The sequence below is a fragment of the Gilliamella sp. GillExp13 genome (assembly GCF_001690815.1).
Classification (GTDB): Bacteria; Pseudomonadota; Gammaproteobacteria; order Enterobacterales; family Orbaceae; genus Gilliamella; species Gilliamella bombi.
On sequence record NZ_LZHJ01000127.1, the window covers coordinates 1 to 18139 of the forward strand.

Here is an 18139-nt window from a genome sequence, read left to right on the forward strand (position 1 = left end):
CAATCAACGTACCGCCTCCGAAACGAGAGATATGATAATAAAATTGCTAACGCCGTTTAAAAAAATGGTTAAAAGCATCACCTTTGATAATGGAACCGAATTTAATTATCATTATGCTATTGAGCATTATTTAAACACCACCGTGTACTTTGCGGAGCCTTATAAAAGCTGGCAAAGAGGCACAAATGAAAACACCAATGGCTTAATACGTCAGTTTATACCTAAGTCAGCGGCCATTTCATTAGTTGACGACGAACAGATAAAGAAAATACAATATCTATTGAACACACGCCCAAGAAAACGGCATAAGTTTAAAAGCCCTGCCTCCTTTTATTCGAAGGAGTTAAGAAAAATTGCACTTCATGGTGTAATCTAGGCTATTAAATATACAAAATTTAGGATAGGTCTGGTGGCCTATCCAGTCTTTTCCTACAACTAATTAAAAACGCGATTAATAAGCTTATTAACAACTCCACCAACAATAACCGAGGTTACAAAACTAGCTAATACTCGTCCTTCTGTTTTTATTGATTTAAGATCTTCATCTTCTTCACACGCTTTTGCTATTTTATCTTGCGCAGTATATACTGCTGCTGTTGTTAAAAGAAGCCCAGAACCCACACTAATTAATTTAAAAATTGACATGTATAACTCCTTATTGTTTTATAGCTAAATATATAAGCACAACTTTAATTAGAAAAATAAAAAACTTTTGTTAAAGATTTTTTTCCATCATTTTTTTAAGATCTATATTATTTTTTAATATATGATTCGTTATTTTTGCATCATTGTATTTTTTTCGTAAGGTTGCTATATATAAACAAGCTGGAATTGTTACACGATAAGCTGGTCCTGTAATATTAAATAGTAGCCATAAATGGTTTATTGCCAAACAAATAGATAATACTAATTCCTGATATCGCCTCGGATAAGGTCTTGGTAACATTACTGTCATTATATTTCCTGATTTAAAACCAAAATTGTTTAAAATGCTAAATATTAAATAATTTGAAATTAAAGAAGACGAAGTCATAAAATTTTGAATCCCCATCATTACCGTGGATGGTGTAACTTTAGAATTAACATTACCCAATTCTGCTGCTATCTTTTTAAGGTCTTTTTGACTTATATTTTCTAATGATTGCTTGAGAAGTGAATTTAATAAAGCATCTTCAATTTTCTCAATAAAAAAAGATGATGGTTCATTCAATATTGTGTTAGTTTTATTGCATACATCTATTAATATTTCACGATAACATACCCCTTTACCTTGCCTTAATAGATTCATTCCTGAATTTGCACCAAATGTTTGAAGCTCTGCAGCTATAGATTTCCAATATAATTGATGGTTAGGATAATGTCGTTTATAACTTGCATCACTCGTTAATGTTTCGGTAAACCGAAGGGTATTATCCTTAGGATCAACAGTCAATATAGAAACCAATAATTCTAAATCTTCATTAGTACATTGTTTTAAAAAAACTAAGTCTGAATCATCTCTATAAATAGCCATTTATGCTCCCCTTATTAATTATTAATTATTTATGATTACAACACTATAGCAATCAGAATTTCCTTCATAAGGAATTTAAGGTGTTTTCGTTCTAATTTTTTATTACTGGTTCATTTGTTATTTTGAATTCAAAATTTTGCATGCAATAGTGTTTATCTCGATAAACTCAGCCCAACTATATTTATTTTTATAATTGAGCTGATATTGTTTATCTACACGGCAGATATCTGGCCTTGTTTCATAAATGGTACATAATTTTGTTTGATGGTCATAATAGCGACATACCCCATTACCACTATCAAGAAATAACGTTTCTTGCGAGTAATTAACATTGCAACAACAAGCTCCACATTGATAACAAGAAAACGAGGGGGAATTACTCATAATGATTTTAACCATGAATTTACTGACTCAAGATTACCGGCTTCAAATGGTAATTTAATTCCTCGGCGAGTTACTTCTTCTTTTAACAGAAAGCTGCGTTCTAGTTCATTATTGGTCGTAGTAAGATGCAATGTAAACGACGCTAATTGTTGTGTATCCATATTGAACTCTAGCCTTGCTAACTCTTTTAAGTAATTATCTAACTCCGTATTTACAGCTTTAAAAAAATCGAGAGTTCTTTCGTATTTATCTTTAAATTTATCCAAAAAAGCCCAAATTTTTTGAGGAAGAGTCCCTTTATCTAGATAGTGATTAAATGCTAATGTTAAAATACCAGTCGCTAGTGCACTACAAAATGCAGATAATTCGGTACCGAATGGAAAAGCAAATAATTGCGAACAGATACTATAAATAGCAGTACCACAAACAACTGAAATTCCAGCGCTAATAATTTTACTTACTTCTTTAACTAATTGACCTAAAGGTAATGAATTAGGGTTGCAAAAGATTAATTTTATAGCTGCCGTAATATGCCCCCACATTTCCCGAATCATTTTTCCAAGCATTTTTTGCGTAGTGAAAAATATATTAGTAACAGTAGTGGTTACACTCGATAATGCACCACTAACAGCACCATCTTTGAAAGAATTAAAAAAATCTTTAAATTTTAGTTTTATTCGTTCCCATATGGCATTAAATACATTGTTAACATCATTTAAGAAATTTTTTATAGAAAAGTTATATTTATTATTTGCATAAATAGAAGGAAATTGATCGCGTAGTTCAAACCATGCCTCAGCAAGAATAAGCCCTAGCATCTGTCTTGTTCCCATTTTAAAACCAGAAAGGGCTGATTGATAAGCGACATCTTTAGCAAACTTACTGCTAGTATAATAGGCTATATTGACAGTTCTCTCGTATTTAGCCCGTGCTTTTTTGTCTATTTCAAGCATCTTATTGAAATTTGCTTTTTCTTTATTTTCTAACTTTTCTAATGACTTTTTTTCTTGATCTGTTAACGATTTTTTCTGTTTTAATATAGCTATTTCTTGACGAGTTTGAGTGAGTTCATTTTGAAGTTTGTTTACAAAGTCAGACATTGAACTTGCTTTCTTAGACTTATTTAATGTTTCATTAGTGAAATATAAATTGCTACTGTCATTAGCAAGGTCAGTTCCTGATAATTCAGCTAATATTCGACCTTGATCGTGATGTATTTCATTTGCTGCAATAACGTGATCTAAATTTTTTTTATCATTTTGAGCAAATATTTCCCCTGTGTAAGCATCTGTTAAGGTATTTGCTTGATGAGCGATTTTTCCTTGTCGATTTGTCTCAATATAATTGGCATGAGAATGATACTCATGTGAATCATATTTTGGATTTTGTTCCTTTCTTATTCTTTCTCTATCAGTTGCGTAAATGTTTTGTCGTGCATTATGAACGGTATCAACATCTCCACCTACATTATCTTTAAATAATAAAAAATCTAATCCAAATGAAGTCACCAAAGATTTGACAACGGTATTATGTAACTCTTCGCCCCAATCCATTTCCTGTTTCATCATTATTTTTAGTCCTCGTTAATATAATCAACAAAACAAAAGCCAAGTTCCCTTGGCCTTTTATCATTACACTCCCAGAATAAAATCTTTGTATTCTTTTTCTTTATTAATTAATACATTATCTAATTCTTCTTGATTAAGAACATTGAGTTCATCACTATCTTTTTCGACTTCAACAATACCATCTTCAGATACTTTTTTAATTTTAAAAAGTGGGGTTGTAATAATATCGGTCATAATAGCTGCCAATAAATAACCGTTATTAATAATTCTTAAACTCTTTTCCGAATTATCGCTAATATCTTCTCCCCAACCCAGAACCACTATCTTTTGATGCAATTCTTTTAATGCAGAAAAGTATTCATTAAAGGTCTGATTAATTTTTTCTAATGATGTGTAAATTTTATCTGCATAGTTATTTATATTAGATAAATGTTTATCAATTAAATCCATTCTTGTTATTGCTTTGTCAACTTCATATCTTGTTTCTTTTGCCTTTTCTAGGGCTTTTTCAGCATAGCTATCATAAGCAAAACCACCAATAGCAATCATTGGTGCAATTGCAGCAGCGCCTAGAACCATTGCACCGCCAGCCATTCCCCAACCACCTGCAGCAAGAGATCCCCCTCCGATAGCGGCCATAGTGGCATTATATGCAGCTACACCGGATAAAGCGGCAATAGGTGTTCCTGTTGAAGCGGCGGCAAAAGCCATCACTCCACTATACACAGCAAAACTTGCAGCAGCCCCTGCTGCACCAGATGCTACAGCCGTACCTAAAAACTCCACTGTAGAAAATGAATACTTTTCAATTTTATCTATCTCACATTTAGGAATAGATAATGTGAGATCTTTATTGTCTTTTTGTTTCAACTGTTTTAATAATTCGTCAGAAATTTTCTTAAATTCACCAAATGATTTACCAATATTAAGTTCTAATGAACCTAACCGATCTAATTTCTGAGCTGAAACTTTATTTAATGCCTCAATTTCATTTTCTCGTTTGTCATATCGACTTTTGGATCCTTCTATAATTTCATCGGCCTCAGATTTTTTTTGATAACCATCGTATGCTTTTTTGCCACCAACTGCAGCAGCGACTGCAGCTGCACCTGCAAGAATAATAGGTAATGCCATTGTTATTTCCTCGTTAAATTTATGTTAATTAAAATATATTATGTTTGTGTTACAACAAACTTAAGATGTGATCATTTTTGCTTGCTCTCCAAACCCTCTAACCCAAGCGTTTAACTCACGTTCACTAGATGTGGTGATAGTAAGAATAATTTCACCATTTTCGATCTCTTCGATTTTTTGTTCGTCGGACCAAATTCTTTCTTTAATATAACCAGCTGCTGATTTGGCAAATTGAATTGAAAAAGTACGAGGTTCATGTTCAGGTAAACCAAACATTGTTTTATTTTCAATTGGATCAGCTATTGATATAGAGGCTTTTTGATTAATAAAATCTAACTTTTGTATTCGGTGAATTGCCAAACAAGTACTGTGTTTTAATTCTGTCGCAACGTTATTTGAAATTGCGCCATAAACGTATAAGGCATGATTCATTGCAATTAATTTTCGCGGAACAAAATAGTGGTTTTTTCCTTGTTGATTACCGTTAGCAATGTAATGAATATGACAAAAAGTCTTATTTTCAATACATTTTAATAGGTCCTCAATAATGTTAACTTTCTCTGAATAATCAATTTTCCCTTTAGTAAAAAAAGCAATAGGTGTACTTGTTGCAAAGTGTTCTCTTGTATCTAACTCTAATAACAACATAGAAAGATGCAATAATGTTTGATCAATACGTTCACCAATCTCGGGGGGAATAAAGGGTTTAGACAATTCGCGGCACAAACTTAGATATCGTAATTCCTGATAATTTAAACCTAGTGTATTTTTATGATTAATCTGCAGACTATACCAACGACGATTTTTTTCCTTGCCAGAGCAGAAACATTCAGGGAAAGATAACTCGATCTGTTCAGCTAGTCGTATTACTGTTTGAGCAGAACAGTTTAGCATTTCAGCTAAATCCGATTGATAATGCGGTTTATTACCTGATAGCAAAATGTGATACATTTTCAACAGTTTTTGTCCTGCACTAACATTTGAATCTTTCTTCCTACCCATCATCTATTTACCTATTGTAACCTTTTCCCTAATTAGAAATATTGCTTTATTTTTAATCAATTATTTTACAGAATAATATAGCTTTTCTTAACTTAAAGTATTAACTGAATTTACAAATTAAACTTTATGCTTGATCTGAATAAAAATCCGATAACATTTACATTAATAATGTTATATTCTGATTACGCATTAAATTATCAGATTGTTTTTCCTATCTACGGAAAAAGAAATAAAAAAAATAATTTTTTTATTTAATTATTGATGAATAAGAGAAAATTGTCATATCGGAATTTTCGATCAATTGATGATCATTGATCGTTTATTTCGATCAATATTACTCAATTCTATCTTTTTTGTGCTTATTTTGATGTAATTTCAGTAGAGATTAGTTAGCTAGTTTATTAAATATAGCTGGACTCAGTTTTGATAAGACTTTAGACATAAAAAAACCAGCTTTAAGCTGGTGTTCTTTGTGAACTTGGTGCCAGTGGTCGGACTCGAACCGACACGCTTTTAAGGGCGGCGGATTTTGAATCCGCTGCGTCTACCAATTTCGCCACACTGGCATTAAACGTGTAAATAAGTAAACGTTAGCATTATACTAAGCTTTACAATATCTGCAACAGGTATTATCGTAAAGCGTTTTGGTTGCCTAAAAAATCAACTACCACCTGCGTTTCCAGGCAGGTAATTTTTTAAGGATTATATAAGCAGTTTGTTTAGCTACTGCATTATCAACATTGTGATTTTGAGCATATTGTAATGTAACTTCATGCCATTTTTCATCAAATGTTTTCATTGTGCCATCTTTATGAGCACAATGTTTACAATAGTTTTTAGACATATCGAGCAATGGATAATCAGCAATAGCAGTCATTGGCATGCCACATGCAATACACATTTTCATATTTTAAATTCCAATAATATTAAAAAAGGTGACTAAATAATTGCCATCTTTATATGTATAAAAATCCTACTCTGAGTTAAACAAGATTACAATATATATTAAAAATAGATAAATAGATTTAGAAATTAAGATCGAATTGAGGTGTTACTGGATTTAAGTCTTGTTGTTGTTGCTGTCTTGATAATAGATAACGGCGTTTTAATGCCCGTTGTTTACATAAACGCAAAACTTTTTGCTTTTGGCTATCACTCAAGGTTAACCAACTAAATCTTTCTTCTCTTGAGCGATAACAAGCAATACAATAGCCTTGTTTATCAGTTACACAAACTCGTTTACACGGGCTTGGAATATCAAAAAATTCAATCTGATCCAATTTATTCCTCGTTTCCTAAGCAAAACGACATATTGACTAATGTTCTTTTAATCCTAACCCTTTACTTAATACTTTAAAACAGTTATCACAATCATGTGTAGCTGCATGAAGTAATGTTTGAGTCGGTGCGTGGATTAATTTATTGGTTAAGCGATGCGAAAACTCAGCAAAAACATCGTCAATGTTAGCGCCCTGCCTGATGGCATTTAAGGCTTTTATTTGTAACTCACGTTTGATACTTTCTGCATTACTACGATACTGCTTAACATAAGCAACTGCATGTCTAGTCTTAAGCCAATCAATGAAAAGTTCAGCTTGTTCTTGAATAAGATATTGCGCTTCTTTAGCGGCAATAGCTCTTTGTTCTAAATTACTTTCAATCGTTTTTTGTAAGTCATCAATAGTATAAAGATGCACATTATTGAGTTGACTAACCTCTTCCTCGACATCGCGAGGAACAGCTAAATCAATAAACAGCATTTTACGATGATTTCTAGCTCGTAAAGTGCGCTCAACCATGCCTTTACCTATAATAGGTAAAGGACTCGCTGTTGAGCTGATCACAATATCAACATCTTTAAGTCGATTAGCGATATCAGGTAATGAAATGATTTCTGCATCAATATCAACCGCAAGTTTTAATGCCTTTTCACGGGTTCGATTGGCAATAATAACTTGATTAAATCCATGCGGTTTTAAGTAACGTGAAATAAGCTCTATTGTTTCACCTGCGCCAACAAGCATAATATTTAAATTAGAGGTATCACTAAAAAGATGGCGAGCAACTAAACAAGCAGCATAAGCGACAGATGCTGTATTAGTGCCAATATTGGTTTCACTACGGACAATTTTCGCTACATGAAATACTTTTTGAAATAGTTTTTTTAATTGAACAGATAAGCAATTTTGTTCTTGAGCAAAACTATATGCTTGCTTAACTTGCCCTAGAATTTGTGGCTCACCAATGATCATAGAATCTAAACCACTTGCTACCGACATCAAATGTTCAACAGCTTGTTGACCGTCATACCAATAAAATGAATCTTGGTATAGATCAACATCAAGATGATGAAATTGTCCTAACCAACTTTCTACAGATTGTTTTAATCTTAGATAGTCAGTTTGATGCTCATAACTAAGATAAATTTCTGTTCTATTGCAGGTAGACAAAATAACACACCCATCAACTAAAGGATGTTGGTATAAGCTGTATAGTGCTTTATCGACAATCTCATTAGGAAAAGCAAGCCTTTCCCTTAAAGCAACTGGCGCTGTTTTATGATTAACACCAAAAATTGTAATAGACATTGCATCGCTTCTTTTTTGAAGGTTATTAGATATATTATTTTATTAACAGTTCTTAAACGTCTATATTATACATAAAAAATAGTAAAGGTTCTTTTTCTTATTCAGTAAATTATCAGTTATAATACTGCACTTATTGACACAAACACTAACAACTAAGAGTTATTTTATGTCTAAAATCAAATATATATTTGTTTTCATATTACCTTTACTTATCACCGCTTGCCAAATAACAAAATCTCAAAACAACACTTCGATTGAACAGCAGTGGCAAATCCGCCAACAAAATCTAAAACAAATAAACACATTCCAAGTTAAAGGTAGTATAGCTTACATAAGTGATAAATCTCGTAATTATGGACGATTTTTAATAGCTCAACAATCAACTGATAACTACCAAGTTAAATTAACCTCCCCCATTGGTAGCAATATTTTAACATTAAACGCCGAACCTAATTATGCTCAACTGGTTGATAAAGACGGTAGAAATTACCAAGATACCAATGTTGAAAATCTTATGAAAAAGATATCCAATGTAAATATTCCACTTAATTCTTTGCATAATTGGTTAAAAGGATTTTCAGACAACATCAATACTGACAAGTTAGATAGTTCAGGAAGATTACTTTCAACTGTCTTTATACAAAATAACAATATATGGACATTAAAAATTCCAAGTTACTCTACTTATACTTATCAAAACAAAAAGATAGATTTACCTGCAACTATAGAGCTTACGCATGATGACGAAGTTGTTCGCTTAAAAATTAGTGACTGGATTTTACGATAAAGGATAATAGTTATGAAACAGTGGTTATCACCTGCTAAATTAAATTTATTCCTTTATATCACTGGACGCCGTTCTGACAATTATCATAATTTGCAAACGTTATTTCAATTTATTGATTATTGCGACATCCTAATCTTTAATGTTCGTCAAGATAATAAAATTAACTTATTAACCGATTTTACAAATGTACCCGTTAATAAAAACTTAATTGTTGTTGCTGCTGAACAATTGAAATCCTATACCAACCGTAATGATTTAGGTGTAGATATTACAATTGATAAAAAAATTCCTATGGGTGGTGGATTAGGAGGAGCCTCATCTAATGCTGCAACAGTATTAGTAGCACTTAATCAGCTATGGCAACTTAATTTATCAACCGAAATACTAATGGATATAGGACGAAAAATTGGTGCCGATGTCCCTATTTTTATTTATGGTCATGCGGCTTTTGCCGAAGGAATTGGCGATCAATTTCACCCTGTAGATATTCCTGAATATTGGTATTTAGTCACTTGCCCTAATATTGAAATATCAACAGTCGAAATTTTTAATGATCCTGAGCTAACTCGCAATACGCCAGCTCAAAGCATTACTAATTTACTTTCATTGAAGTTTAACGAATTAAAAAATGATTGTGAGGAAGTAGTTAGGAAACGTTATCCAACAATAGATAAAATAATTACTTACCTTTCCCAATATGGTACAACTCGATTAACAGGAACTGGTGCATGTGTTTTTACCCAATGTGAATCAAAGCAACAAGCATTAGCCATTCAAGGCAAACTTAATGCAGCACTATCAGTTAATAGTTTTGTCGCAAAATCGTTAAACACCTCTCCTTTATTCACAAATTAAACAAAAACCTTAATCAACAATCATTAAATGGTTAAGGTTTTATTACGTCAATATTTATATATTAAATATAACCACATTTTGACAAAGATAGAATGTGGTAATCACCAATTATATTTATAAACCATAAAAACAGTAAAATAAAAATAGTTGTCGATTTTTCGGTTGCGATGCTTACTGTTTATTTAATATGCTAACCAGATTACAAAACTCAGTTATCAATTAACTAAAATTAAGATTTTAAAAATTATGCTTATTACCAATTTAGACAAAAGAAAACAATATTATCAGGCTTTACTTGCAAAAGACCAAGGCTATATTGGGATATTCTATGCTGGAGTTAAAACAACTTCGGTATTTTGTATTGCAACTTGTCGGGCAAAGAAACCAAAATATGAAAATGTAGAATTTTTTAGCACTTTCAAAGAAGCTCTTGATGCTGGATATCGTCCTTGTAAAATTTGCAAACCAACTGAAAATTCTAACGCAGCACCATCAGAAGTCATTAAAGCTATCGCATTAATTACCCAAAATCCTAAAACAAAAATATCCGATATGATATTAAAAGAGCATCAAATAAGCCCCGAAACGATCAGACGCTGGTTCAAAAAAAATTATGGTATTACCTTCCAAACCTATCAAAGGATGTATCGAATAAATAATGCCTTTCAAGAGCTTAAAATTGGTAAAAATGTCATTAATACCGCTTATGATACAGATATGAGTCATTAAGTGGTTTTGGATACACTTACAAAAAAATAATGAAAAATGCCCATCTCAAAATACTAATAACGAAATTATTTTGGTTAATCGCCTAACTACACCATTGGGACCAATGTTTATTTGCGCCACTAATCAAGGTATTTGCCTATTAGAATTCGTGGATCATCGAATGTTAGAAACAGAATTTAAACAATTACAAACACAACTTAATACAAAAATTATTTTTGGAGAAAATAGCCATATTGTTCAAGCTAAAAATGAAATTGATGAATATTTTCAAAGAATAAGAAAATATTTTGCAGTTAAATTACATACTCCTGGAACAGATTTTCAGCGAACTGTTTGGGACAGTTTAAAACAAATCCCTTATGGAAAACTAACTACCTATAAAGAGCAAGCAGAAAACATCAATAATCCACATGCTATCCGCTCAGTTGCAAGCGCAAATGGATTTAATCGAATTGCAATTATCATACCTTGCCACCGAGTCATTGGCTCAAATGGTGAATTAATGGGATATGGCGGAGGGCTAGAAAGGAAACGATGGTTAATTGAACATGAAAAAAGACATTCTTAATTGTTCCATTATAATTGCTGTGCTAAATACAGTAATGGCAGTTTTATTACTTAAATTATAAGTATTGCTAGGTTTCAGCATGATATTACGGTTTCTTTGTTGCAACTAAAAAGTTTGCAGGTATATAATGTAAGATTAGCAACTCTTATAGAAGAACTTAGAGAGCATTTAGATGAATCAGTTACAAGAAAAACTTGCATTAATTAAAAACAGCATTCTTACTATTCCCAACTATCCAAAAGAAGGGGTTTTGTTTCGTGACATCACAAGTTTACTTGCTGATCCTGCTGCATTTAAAACCACTGTTGAATTATTAATTGATCATTATCGTGATAAAAAAATTGATAAAGTAGTAGGCACAGAAGCTCGAGGCTTTATTTTTGCTGCTCCAATTGCATTAGCATTAAATATTGGTTTTGTACCAGTAAGAAAGCCCAATAAGTTACCGCGCCACGTATTTAAAGAAGAATATCAGCTTGAGTACGGTACAGATACGTTAGAAATTCATACTGATGCCATTAAACCAGGCGAACGAGTATTAATTATTGATGATTTACTTGCTACAGGTGGAACAATTGCTGCAACAGCGAATTTAATTCGTAAAGCTGGTGGCATTGCCGAAAACGCCGCATTTGTAATCAACTTACCAGATTTAGGTGGCAAAACAAAGTTAACGGATATGGGAATTGATTGCTTTACTTTAGTTAATTTTGAGGGCGAATAATTACTATTAAGGGCACAATTAGTGCCTTTTTTTATTTTGAATACTTTTATCTCTTTTCCTTTCTAAAATAAAATAAGTTAGTCATTTTCATTGCATAAAAAATAGATATGTACCACCACTCTATCTAAATTCAGCTAAATAAATCAAGATAAAAAACCAACAAAACCTCAAAAAACGAATAAAAATACACTTTACATCTTGATAAAGCCATAAATGTGAATTATTATTCATAAATAAAGCATAATTATTAAAACAAAAGGAAATAGATAGAATGAAAAAATTTAACCATATTATTGCAAGAACACCCGCCAAATCTTTAATTAACGGATTAACGTCAGCTAACTTGGGTAAACCTGATTATCAAAAGGCCTTAGATCAGCATAACTATTACATTCGAGCACTACAGCAGTGCGATGTTGATATCTCTATTTTACCACCCGACGAACGTTTTCCTGATTCAGTCTTTGTTGAAGATACCGTTCTTTGTACACCGCATTGTGCCATTATAACAAGACCTGGAGCTGAAAGCCGTAGGGAAGAAACTGAAATCATTGCCGATACCATTGAAAGATTTTATCCAAATAAAGTAGAAAGGATTACCGCACCAGGTACCGTTGAAGCTGGCGATATAATGATGGTTGAAAACCACTACTATATTGGCTTATCTGCTCGAACCAACCAAGCTGGTGCTAACCAAATGATAGCTATTTTAGAGAAGTACGGATTAACTGGTTCGGTAGTTAAGCTTGAAAAAGTATTACATCTAAAAACAGGTTTAGCTTATTTAGAAAACAACAACCTATTAGCAGCAGGCGAATTTATAACTAAACCTGAGTTTCAACGCTTTAATATTATCGAAATTCCCGAACAAGAAAGTTATGCTGCCAACTGTATTTGGGTTAATGATCACGTAATAATGCCGATGGGCTATCCAACAACAAAAGCAAAAATAGAAAAACTTGGCTACCAAGTTATTGAAGTTGATACATCGGAATACCAAAAGATTGATGGTGGCGTAAGTTGCATGTCACTAAGATTTTAATCGATCTATATTAAATATTAACCTTACTAAACCACATAATAAGACAACAACATGAATACATCGGTAAGAAAAAAGCTAGGCATCCTGCCACTCACACTGTTAGTGGTTGGCAGTATTGTAGGCAGCGGTATTTTTAGCCTACCACAAAACATGGCCGAAAGTTCGGGCTCTGGCGCTATTTTAATTGCATGGATAATAACCCTATTTGGCATGTTAATGCTAACACGGATATTTCAGTATTTATCGATTCGATTTTACAAAATCAATGATGGATTATATGGTTATGTGCGTGAAGGTTTTGGCGATTATATCGGCTTTAATGCCGCGTGGGGCTACTGGATATCAGCATGGATGTCGTGCACCAGCTACCTAGTGATTTTATTTAGTGCATTAGGATCTTTTGATTGCTTGAGCTTCTTTGGTCATGGTACCACATTACCTGCCGTTATTACGGCTATCATATTTTTATGGATAGTGCACTATTTTGTATTAAAAGGAATATATCGTGCTTTTTTATTAAATTGCCTAGTAACATTAGCGAAAATCGTGCCTATTGGTTTATTTATTGTTTGTGTTAGCCTTGCCTTTAAAATATCGACATTTAAGATAGATTTTTGGGGAACACCGCAATTAGGCTCAATTATCGAGCAAGTAAAAAACACCATGCTCTATACCGTTTGGGTCTACTTAGGGATTGAAAGCGCAACTGTGTATGCTGCTAGAGCCAAAAACATCATCAGCATTAGCCGAGCTACCTTTTTTGGCTTTGCTATTACCAGCTTATTACTTGTTTGCGTATCTGTGTTATCGCTTGGTATTGTGCCACAACAAGAACTTGCTCAAATGAAAAACCCTTCCATGGCACTTGTTATTGAACATGTAGTAGGCAGCTGGGGAGCAACATTAATTAATATTGGTTTAATTGTGTCAGTCAGTGGTGGATTACTATCATGGTTAATGCTAGCGGCCGAAATGCTATTTTTAGCTGGCCAAGGCACACAACACACAGTACCAAGTTGTTTTGGAAAACTCAACAAAGCAGGCACGCCATCCAACGCATTATGGTTAACAACATGTTTAATAACCGTATTAATTATCCTTGCCCACTACTATCAATCTGGCTACAACACATTAATCCAATTATCAACCTCAATGGTGCTTATTCCCTATTTACTGGCGGCTCTCTTTGTTTTTAAATTAGCCGTTCAACAAGGTAAAGCCTACTTAATTATGATTGGCGCTTTAGGATCGCTTTATGGCATATGGTTGATTTATGCTGGTGGCACAGTTTATTTATTACTGTCGATGATACTATATAGTATGGGACTCTGTTTTTACCTTTATGCCAGAAAGGAACGATCTTTGCCAGCATTTAGTTACTTGCATGACAAAGCGTACGCTATTGCAATCATCCTATTAGCTATCATCGCTATTTTACACTTCTACATAACACCAAATTAATTAGTTAGGCGTTATTTTCGAAATAGATAAAAGTCAGCTAATAGCTTTCTGAACTCTTGAGAATAACGCCCATCACCATCTCGCATACACAATTGCTGCTCATCAATTTTATTAGCCTGGATAAATGAAAAAGCCAATAATGATAACGAAAAGTCTTTATCTGCACTATATCTAACATTCATCAGTTGGAATAAATATAACTGATTAGATTCACATAATAACCTAAACTGATTGGATAAATGATAAGGTAAAACTAAACAAAATTGCCCTTTCGGTTTTAGTAAGCGCTTAACTGTGTCAATAAGCTGTTGAAAGTTCAAACATTCGGTATAACGTGCCAACTGTCTTTGGGAATTGCGACAATCAACGGCAGATGCAAAATAAGGGGGATTAGTCACAATCAAATCATAGCCCACCGCATAACTTAGCTGAAATTGATTAATATCGGTATTAATCGCATTAATCGAAGTAAACCCAGCTTGTTCGCTATTTTGCTGACATTGTGATACCGCCTGCATATCAATATCGATGGCATCAATTTGGCTGTTATCATGTTCTAACCGCTGAGCTAACATTAACGCAATTACACCACAACCACAGCCAATATCGAGTACCTTTTGCGGAGCCGAATCAATCGGAACCCAAGCCCCTAACAAACAACTATCGGTTGTTACCTTCATTGGACTTTTATCGTGCGCCACAAAAAAACGCTTAAAAGTAAAGCCACCTTTTTTTAACGGTAATGAATTATTCTGCATAAATAAACTTCTTAAACAAAGGCTTGTTAGATGCTATCGCATCAGCCCAGCGAGTCGGTTCTGGCAAACGATAGCCCCGCAAGCATAAATTAACCCATTTTAAAGCACTATCTTGACTTACTCGGTGACCTGTTGAAATAAATAAAGGATTGCAATTATTTTTACTACATAAAACCCAACCAATCTGTTCTTGCTTGTCTTGTAAAGGTGTTACATTACCTGCTTGCTTAGGTAATATTTCGTATTGACCGCAAAGCCTTTTTTTAGCAACACCAATTGTTGGCATATCTAACAACAAACCTAAATGGCTTGCAATACCTAAACGCCGAGGATGAGCAACACCTTGCCCATCAACGAACAACAAATCTGGCTTCTGTGTTACCTGCTGCCAAGCGGCAAGTAGCGCAGGGTATTCCCGAAAAGACAAATAACCAGGAATATAAGGAAACCCTGTCTCAACCCGAGCAATATGATACTCAACAACCTCGAAAGTTGGATAGCGCAAAATAACGATTGCTGCTCGAGTAATCTTGCCATTATCTTCAAAACCGACATCAGTACCACCAACGTAATTTATTGACGGATTAAAGTCATCATCGCATTTAACCTGCATGGCTAACGCCTGCTGTGTTTGCATTAATTGTTCTAAATTGATAGACATTTTTATTCTGTTCAGTATCATTATTCCAATAGATTGATTTTATCAGAATTAGCATGCCATATACATTAGCAAATCCTACCGAGTTAACAGAAGAAATCAAAAAAAGTCGTTTTATTGTCAATGCAGCGCCAGTCACATCAGCTGAACAAGCCACCGACTTTATTAATCAAATAAGCGATCTCAACGCCACCCACAACTGCTGGGCATGGAAGATTGGACAACAATACCGATTTAATGACGATGGCGAGCCCACTAGTACAGCAGGTCGCCCTATTCTTTCAGCCATTGAAGGACAAGATTGTGACCAAGTGGTTGTAGTAGTGACTCGTTACTTTGGTGGCATAAAATTAGGTACTGGAGGATTAATTCGTGCCTATGGCGGTTCGGCTAGCCACTGCTTACAACAAGCTGAGCTAATTGAACTCATTGCCCGCATAACGCTACAATTTCACTGTTATTATAACGAATGGCCAATTATCGAAAATCGTCTAAAGGAACTTGATTCCATTGTTGAAAATCAAGAGTTTGATGCTGAAGGTGTAAAAGTAAACGTCGCTATCACAAAAGACAAATTGCAACTTCTACAAAAAAACATTAGCGACATCACTCGTGGGCGAGTTATTATTGAATTATAAAAAACTTTCCGATTAAGTATTGATTTTGTTGAAGTTTTTTATGCAACAGTGACCACCTACACGGCGGTAAACTTAAAGAGCACATTCACCCTGAACATAAATATTTCTAAACCGCCTACACGGCAGTAAACCAGAAGCCAATATACTATAACTCCATTTAGCAAAAGGCAAAAAGGATTTTTCTGTCAAAAATCCTTTTTTACAAGACATTATTAACCTTTTGTTTTTATTGATTTTAATTTATTTAAAAAAAAAGAGTTAGCTAAATTTTATATTTTGAAGCAATTTTTAAATTGTATTTTCAAAAAATACATCTAGTGAATTGATTTTATTTTAAATGTGAAATATTACTATACATTATTTTTCTCACTATAAAAATATGCTTTATTGCCAATAAACAATAATAAAATTACAATAATTTCACTTTAAACCACTTAAAGCAAAAAACATGATTACTTACCACGATGCTACATTAGAAGATTTACCATTTATTGTTGATGTTTATAATTCAACAATTGCTGGTGGCCAAGTTACTGCCGATACAGTGCCTGTTTCTGTTGAAAGTCGATTGGAATGGTTTTACCAGCATAACCCTAACAATCGTCCACTTTGGTTAATTAAATATCAAGATAAACCTTGTGGTTGGATTAGTTTATCTTCGTTTTATGGTCGTCCCGCTTTTTATAAAACCGTTGAGATTAGCTTATATCTTCATCAAGATTTTCGTGGCAAAAAAATTGGTCAATTTATGGTGGATAAAATCGAACAATTTGCTAAACAAGCTGGAATTGAGACAATTTTTAGCTATGTGTTTCGACATAACTTACCTAGTGTTAATTTATTTAAAAAAATGCAGTATCAACAATGGGGACTTCTTCCAAAAATTGCTGAATTAGATAATGTTCAGCGTGATTTAGTTATATTAGGTAAACGGTTAAATTAACTGACTTCTATCAATAAAATTTACCTATTCAAAAGGATTTTTTAATGAGCACCTTTAATGATATTAAATATTACGCCAGTCAATCTAAAGTCACAACAACGCTGGTAGTAATCAATATTCTGTGTTTTTTTGCATTTCGGCTAGTTGATAGCCGTGGGTTTTCGCCATTATATGAAAATCATTTTTTGATTGATTGGGGAGCCGATGTTGCGGAGTTAACTTTTTCTGGCCAATATTGGCGCATGTTTACTAATTTATTTATGCATGTCAGTTTTACTCATTTAGCTATGAATATGCTGGCATTATGGAGCATTGGTCCTATTTTAGAACAGCGCATTCCTTGCCTTGCTTTTGTTGGCATTTACTTTTTTTCAGGGCTAGTAGGAAGCTTATCAAGCGATATTGCCACCATCAATCAAAATGTGATTAGCTGTGGTGCCTCGGGTGCTATTTTGGGTATTATTACCGCATTGTTGGCTTATTGTTTGGTGTTTAAAACCAATATACAAGAAATGCCAGTCAAAGCAATGTTGGTGAGTTTAGTATTAACTGCTGGGTTAGGGTTATTGCCATCTATCGATAATATGGCGCATATCGGTGGTGCTTGCGCTGGTTTTGTGCTTGGTGGGGCTGTTTCGTTATGTATTAAAATGTTCAAATACCCAAGTAAGTTAACTCTACTTATTATTGGTCTTGTATTTATTGTGACTGCATTGGGGATCTATGTGCAATATATGCACTATGCTTTGCCTAGTGGTTATTATGTCTATTATTAATAATAAAAAGG

The 18139-nt window shown here is 33.5% G+C and carries 19 protein-coding genes, 1 tRNA gene and 1 pseudogene; 10 read left to right on the top strand and 11 right to left on the bottom strand.

The genetic code is table 11. The features are described 5' to 3' along the window. Nucleotides 1–376, top strand: a 376-nt coding sequence (locus tag A9G37_RS09045; RefSeq protein WP_141671152.1) for an IS30 family transposase, incomplete at its 5' end; no start/stop codon positions are given. Nucleotides 377–435: 59 nt separating this feature from the next. On the opposite strand, the gene A9G37_RS09050 is transcribed toward A9G37_RS09045, so the two are convergent. The 9 genes from A9G37_RS09050 to hemA all read right to left on the bottom strand — a co-directional run bounded on the left by A9G37_RS09050 (nt 436) and on the right by hemA (nt 8189). After that, nucleotides 436–645 carry a hypothetical protein gene (locus A9G37_RS09050; RefSeq protein WP_034914571.1) on the bottom strand — a complete coding sequence of 70 codons (210 nt, stop codon included), beginning with the start codon at nt 643–645 and terminating at the stop codon, nt 436–438. A gap of 70 nt (nt 646–715) precedes the next feature. Further along, nucleotides 716–1513 carry a DUF3944 domain-containing protein gene (locus A9G37_RS09055; RefSeq protein WP_065575318.1) on the bottom strand — a complete coding sequence of 266 codons (798 nt, stop codon included), beginning with the start codon at nt 1511–1513 and terminating at the stop codon, nt 716–718. Nucleotides 1514–1893: 380 nt separating this feature from the next. Beyond that, a complete protein-coding gene (locus A9G37_RS09065) occupies nt 1894–3465 on the bottom strand; it encodes a cobalamin adenosyltransferase (protein ID WP_065575319.1) in 1572 nt (523 codons plus the stop codon). Between the two features lie 63 nt (nt 3466–3528). Beyond that, on the bottom strand, nt 3529–4599 hold the full coding sequence (locus A9G37_RS09070; protein WP_065575320.1) for a chemotaxis protein: 1071 nt from the start codon (nt 4597–4599) through the stop codon (nt 3529–3531). Between the two features lie 60 nt (nt 4600–4659). Further along, the gene (locus tag A9G37_RS09075) at nt 4660–5604 is read right to left on the bottom strand and encodes a WYL domain-containing protein (RefSeq protein ID WP_065575321.1); all 945 of its coding nucleotides are present in this window, start codon (nt 5602–5604) and stop codon (nt 4660–4662) included. Nucleotides 5605–6080: 476 nt separating this feature from the next. Beyond that, nucleotides 6081–6167, bottom strand: a tRNA-Leu gene (locus A9G37_RS09080). A 98-nt stretch (nt 6168–6265) separates the two neighbouring features. Beyond that, entirely contained in the window at nt 6266–6508 is a 243-nt protein-coding gene (locus tag A9G37_RS09085) for a zinc ribbon domain-containing protein (RefSeq protein WP_065575322.1), read from the bottom strand. Nucleotides 6509–6626: 118 nt separating this feature from the next. Further along, on the bottom strand, nt 6627–6881 hold the full coding sequence (locus tag A9G37_RS09090) for a DUF1289 domain-containing protein (RefSeq protein ID WP_065575323.1): 255 nt from the start codon (nt 6879–6881) through the stop codon (nt 6627–6629). 36 nt (nt 6882–6917) lie between these two features. After that, complete coding sequence (gene hemA, locus A9G37_RS09095; protein ID WP_065575324.1) at nt 6918–8189, bottom strand: glutamyl-tRNA reductase; 1272 nt, start codon at nt 8187–8189, stop codon at nt 6918–6920. A 166-nt stretch (nt 8190–8355) separates the two neighbouring features. Between hemA and lolB the strand changes: the two genes are divergently transcribed. From lolB to A9G37_RS09125, 6 genes and pseudogenes are all read left to right on the top strand, one after another. Then, complete coding sequence (lolB, locus tag A9G37_RS09100) at nt 8356–8976, top strand: lipoprotein insertase outer membrane protein LolB (RefSeq protein WP_065575325.1); 621 nt, start codon at nt 8356–8358, stop codon at nt 8974–8976. 12 nt (nt 8977–8988) lie between these two features. Then, nucleotides 8989–9831, top strand: coding sequence for a 4-(cytidine 5'-diphospho)-2-C-methyl-D-erythritol kinase (gene ispE / locus A9G37_RS09105; protein ID WP_065575326.1), 843 nt, complete (start codon nt 8989–8991; stop codon nt 9829–9831). 246 nt (nt 9832–10077) lie between these two features. Beyond that, nucleotides 10078–11128 (top strand): annotated as a pseudogene (locus A9G37_RS13650) (bifunctional transcriptional activator/DNA repair enzyme AdaA). Nucleotides 11129–11300: 172 nt separating this feature from the next. Then, nucleotides 11301–11852, top strand: coding sequence for an adenine phosphoribosyltransferase (apt, locus tag A9G37_RS09115; RefSeq protein ID WP_065575327.1), 552 nt, complete (start codon nt 11301–11303; stop codon nt 11850–11852). A 271-nt stretch (nt 11853–12123) separates the two neighbouring features. Beyond that, nucleotides 12124–12894: a dimethylargininase gene (gene ddaH / locus A9G37_RS09120; protein WP_034911710.1), complete on the top strand. Its 771-nt coding sequence runs from the start codon at nt 12124–12126 to the stop codon at nt 12892–12894. Nucleotides 12895–12945: 51 nt separating this feature from the next. After that, a complete protein-coding gene (locus tag A9G37_RS09125) occupies nt 12946–14355 on the top strand; it encodes a basic amino acid/polyamine antiporter (protein WP_034911712.1) in 1410 nt (469 codons plus the stop codon). A gap of 11 nt (nt 14356–14366) precedes the next feature. Here A9G37_RS09125 and A9G37_RS09130 read toward each other — a convergent pair whose 3' ends face one another. Both A9G37_RS09130 and nfi read right to left on the bottom strand, forming a co-directional pair. Continuing rightward, nucleotides 14367–15113: a tRNA1(Val) (adenine(37)-N6)-methyltransferase gene (locus tag A9G37_RS09130; RefSeq protein WP_034911714.1), complete on the bottom strand. Its 747-nt coding sequence runs from the start codon at nt 15111–15113 to the stop codon at nt 14367–14369. After that, complete coding sequence (gene nfi, locus A9G37_RS09135) at nt 15103–15768, bottom strand: deoxyribonuclease V (RefSeq protein ID WP_442902862.1); 666 nt, start codon at nt 15766–15768, stop codon at nt 15103–15105. The genes A9G37_RS09130 and nfi overlap by 11 nt, the downstream gene beginning before the upstream one ends. Nucleotides 15769–15827: 59 nt before the next feature. Between nfi and A9G37_RS09140 the strand changes: the two genes are divergently transcribed. The 3 genes from A9G37_RS09140 (at nt 15828) to A9G37_RS09150 (ending at nt 18128) form a co-directional block, all read left to right on the top strand. Next, the gene (locus A9G37_RS09140; protein ID WP_065575328.1) at nt 15828–16409 is read left to right on the top strand and encodes an IMPACT family protein; all 582 of its coding nucleotides are present in this window, start codon (nt 15828–15830) and stop codon (nt 16407–16409) included. Between the two features lie 448 nt (nt 16410–16857). Then, nucleotides 16858–17352 carry a GNAT family N-acetyltransferase gene (locus A9G37_RS09145; RefSeq protein ID WP_034911725.1) on the top strand — a complete coding sequence of 165 codons (495 nt, stop codon included), beginning with the start codon at nt 16858–16860 and terminating at the stop codon, nt 17350–17352. A 44-nt stretch (nt 17353–17396) separates the two neighbouring features. After that, the gene (locus A9G37_RS09150) at nt 17397–18128 is read left to right on the top strand and encodes a rhomboid family intramembrane serine protease (protein WP_065575329.1); all 732 of its coding nucleotides are present in this window, start codon (nt 17397–17399) and stop codon (nt 18126–18128) included. Nucleotides 18129–18139: the final 11 nt, after the last annotated feature.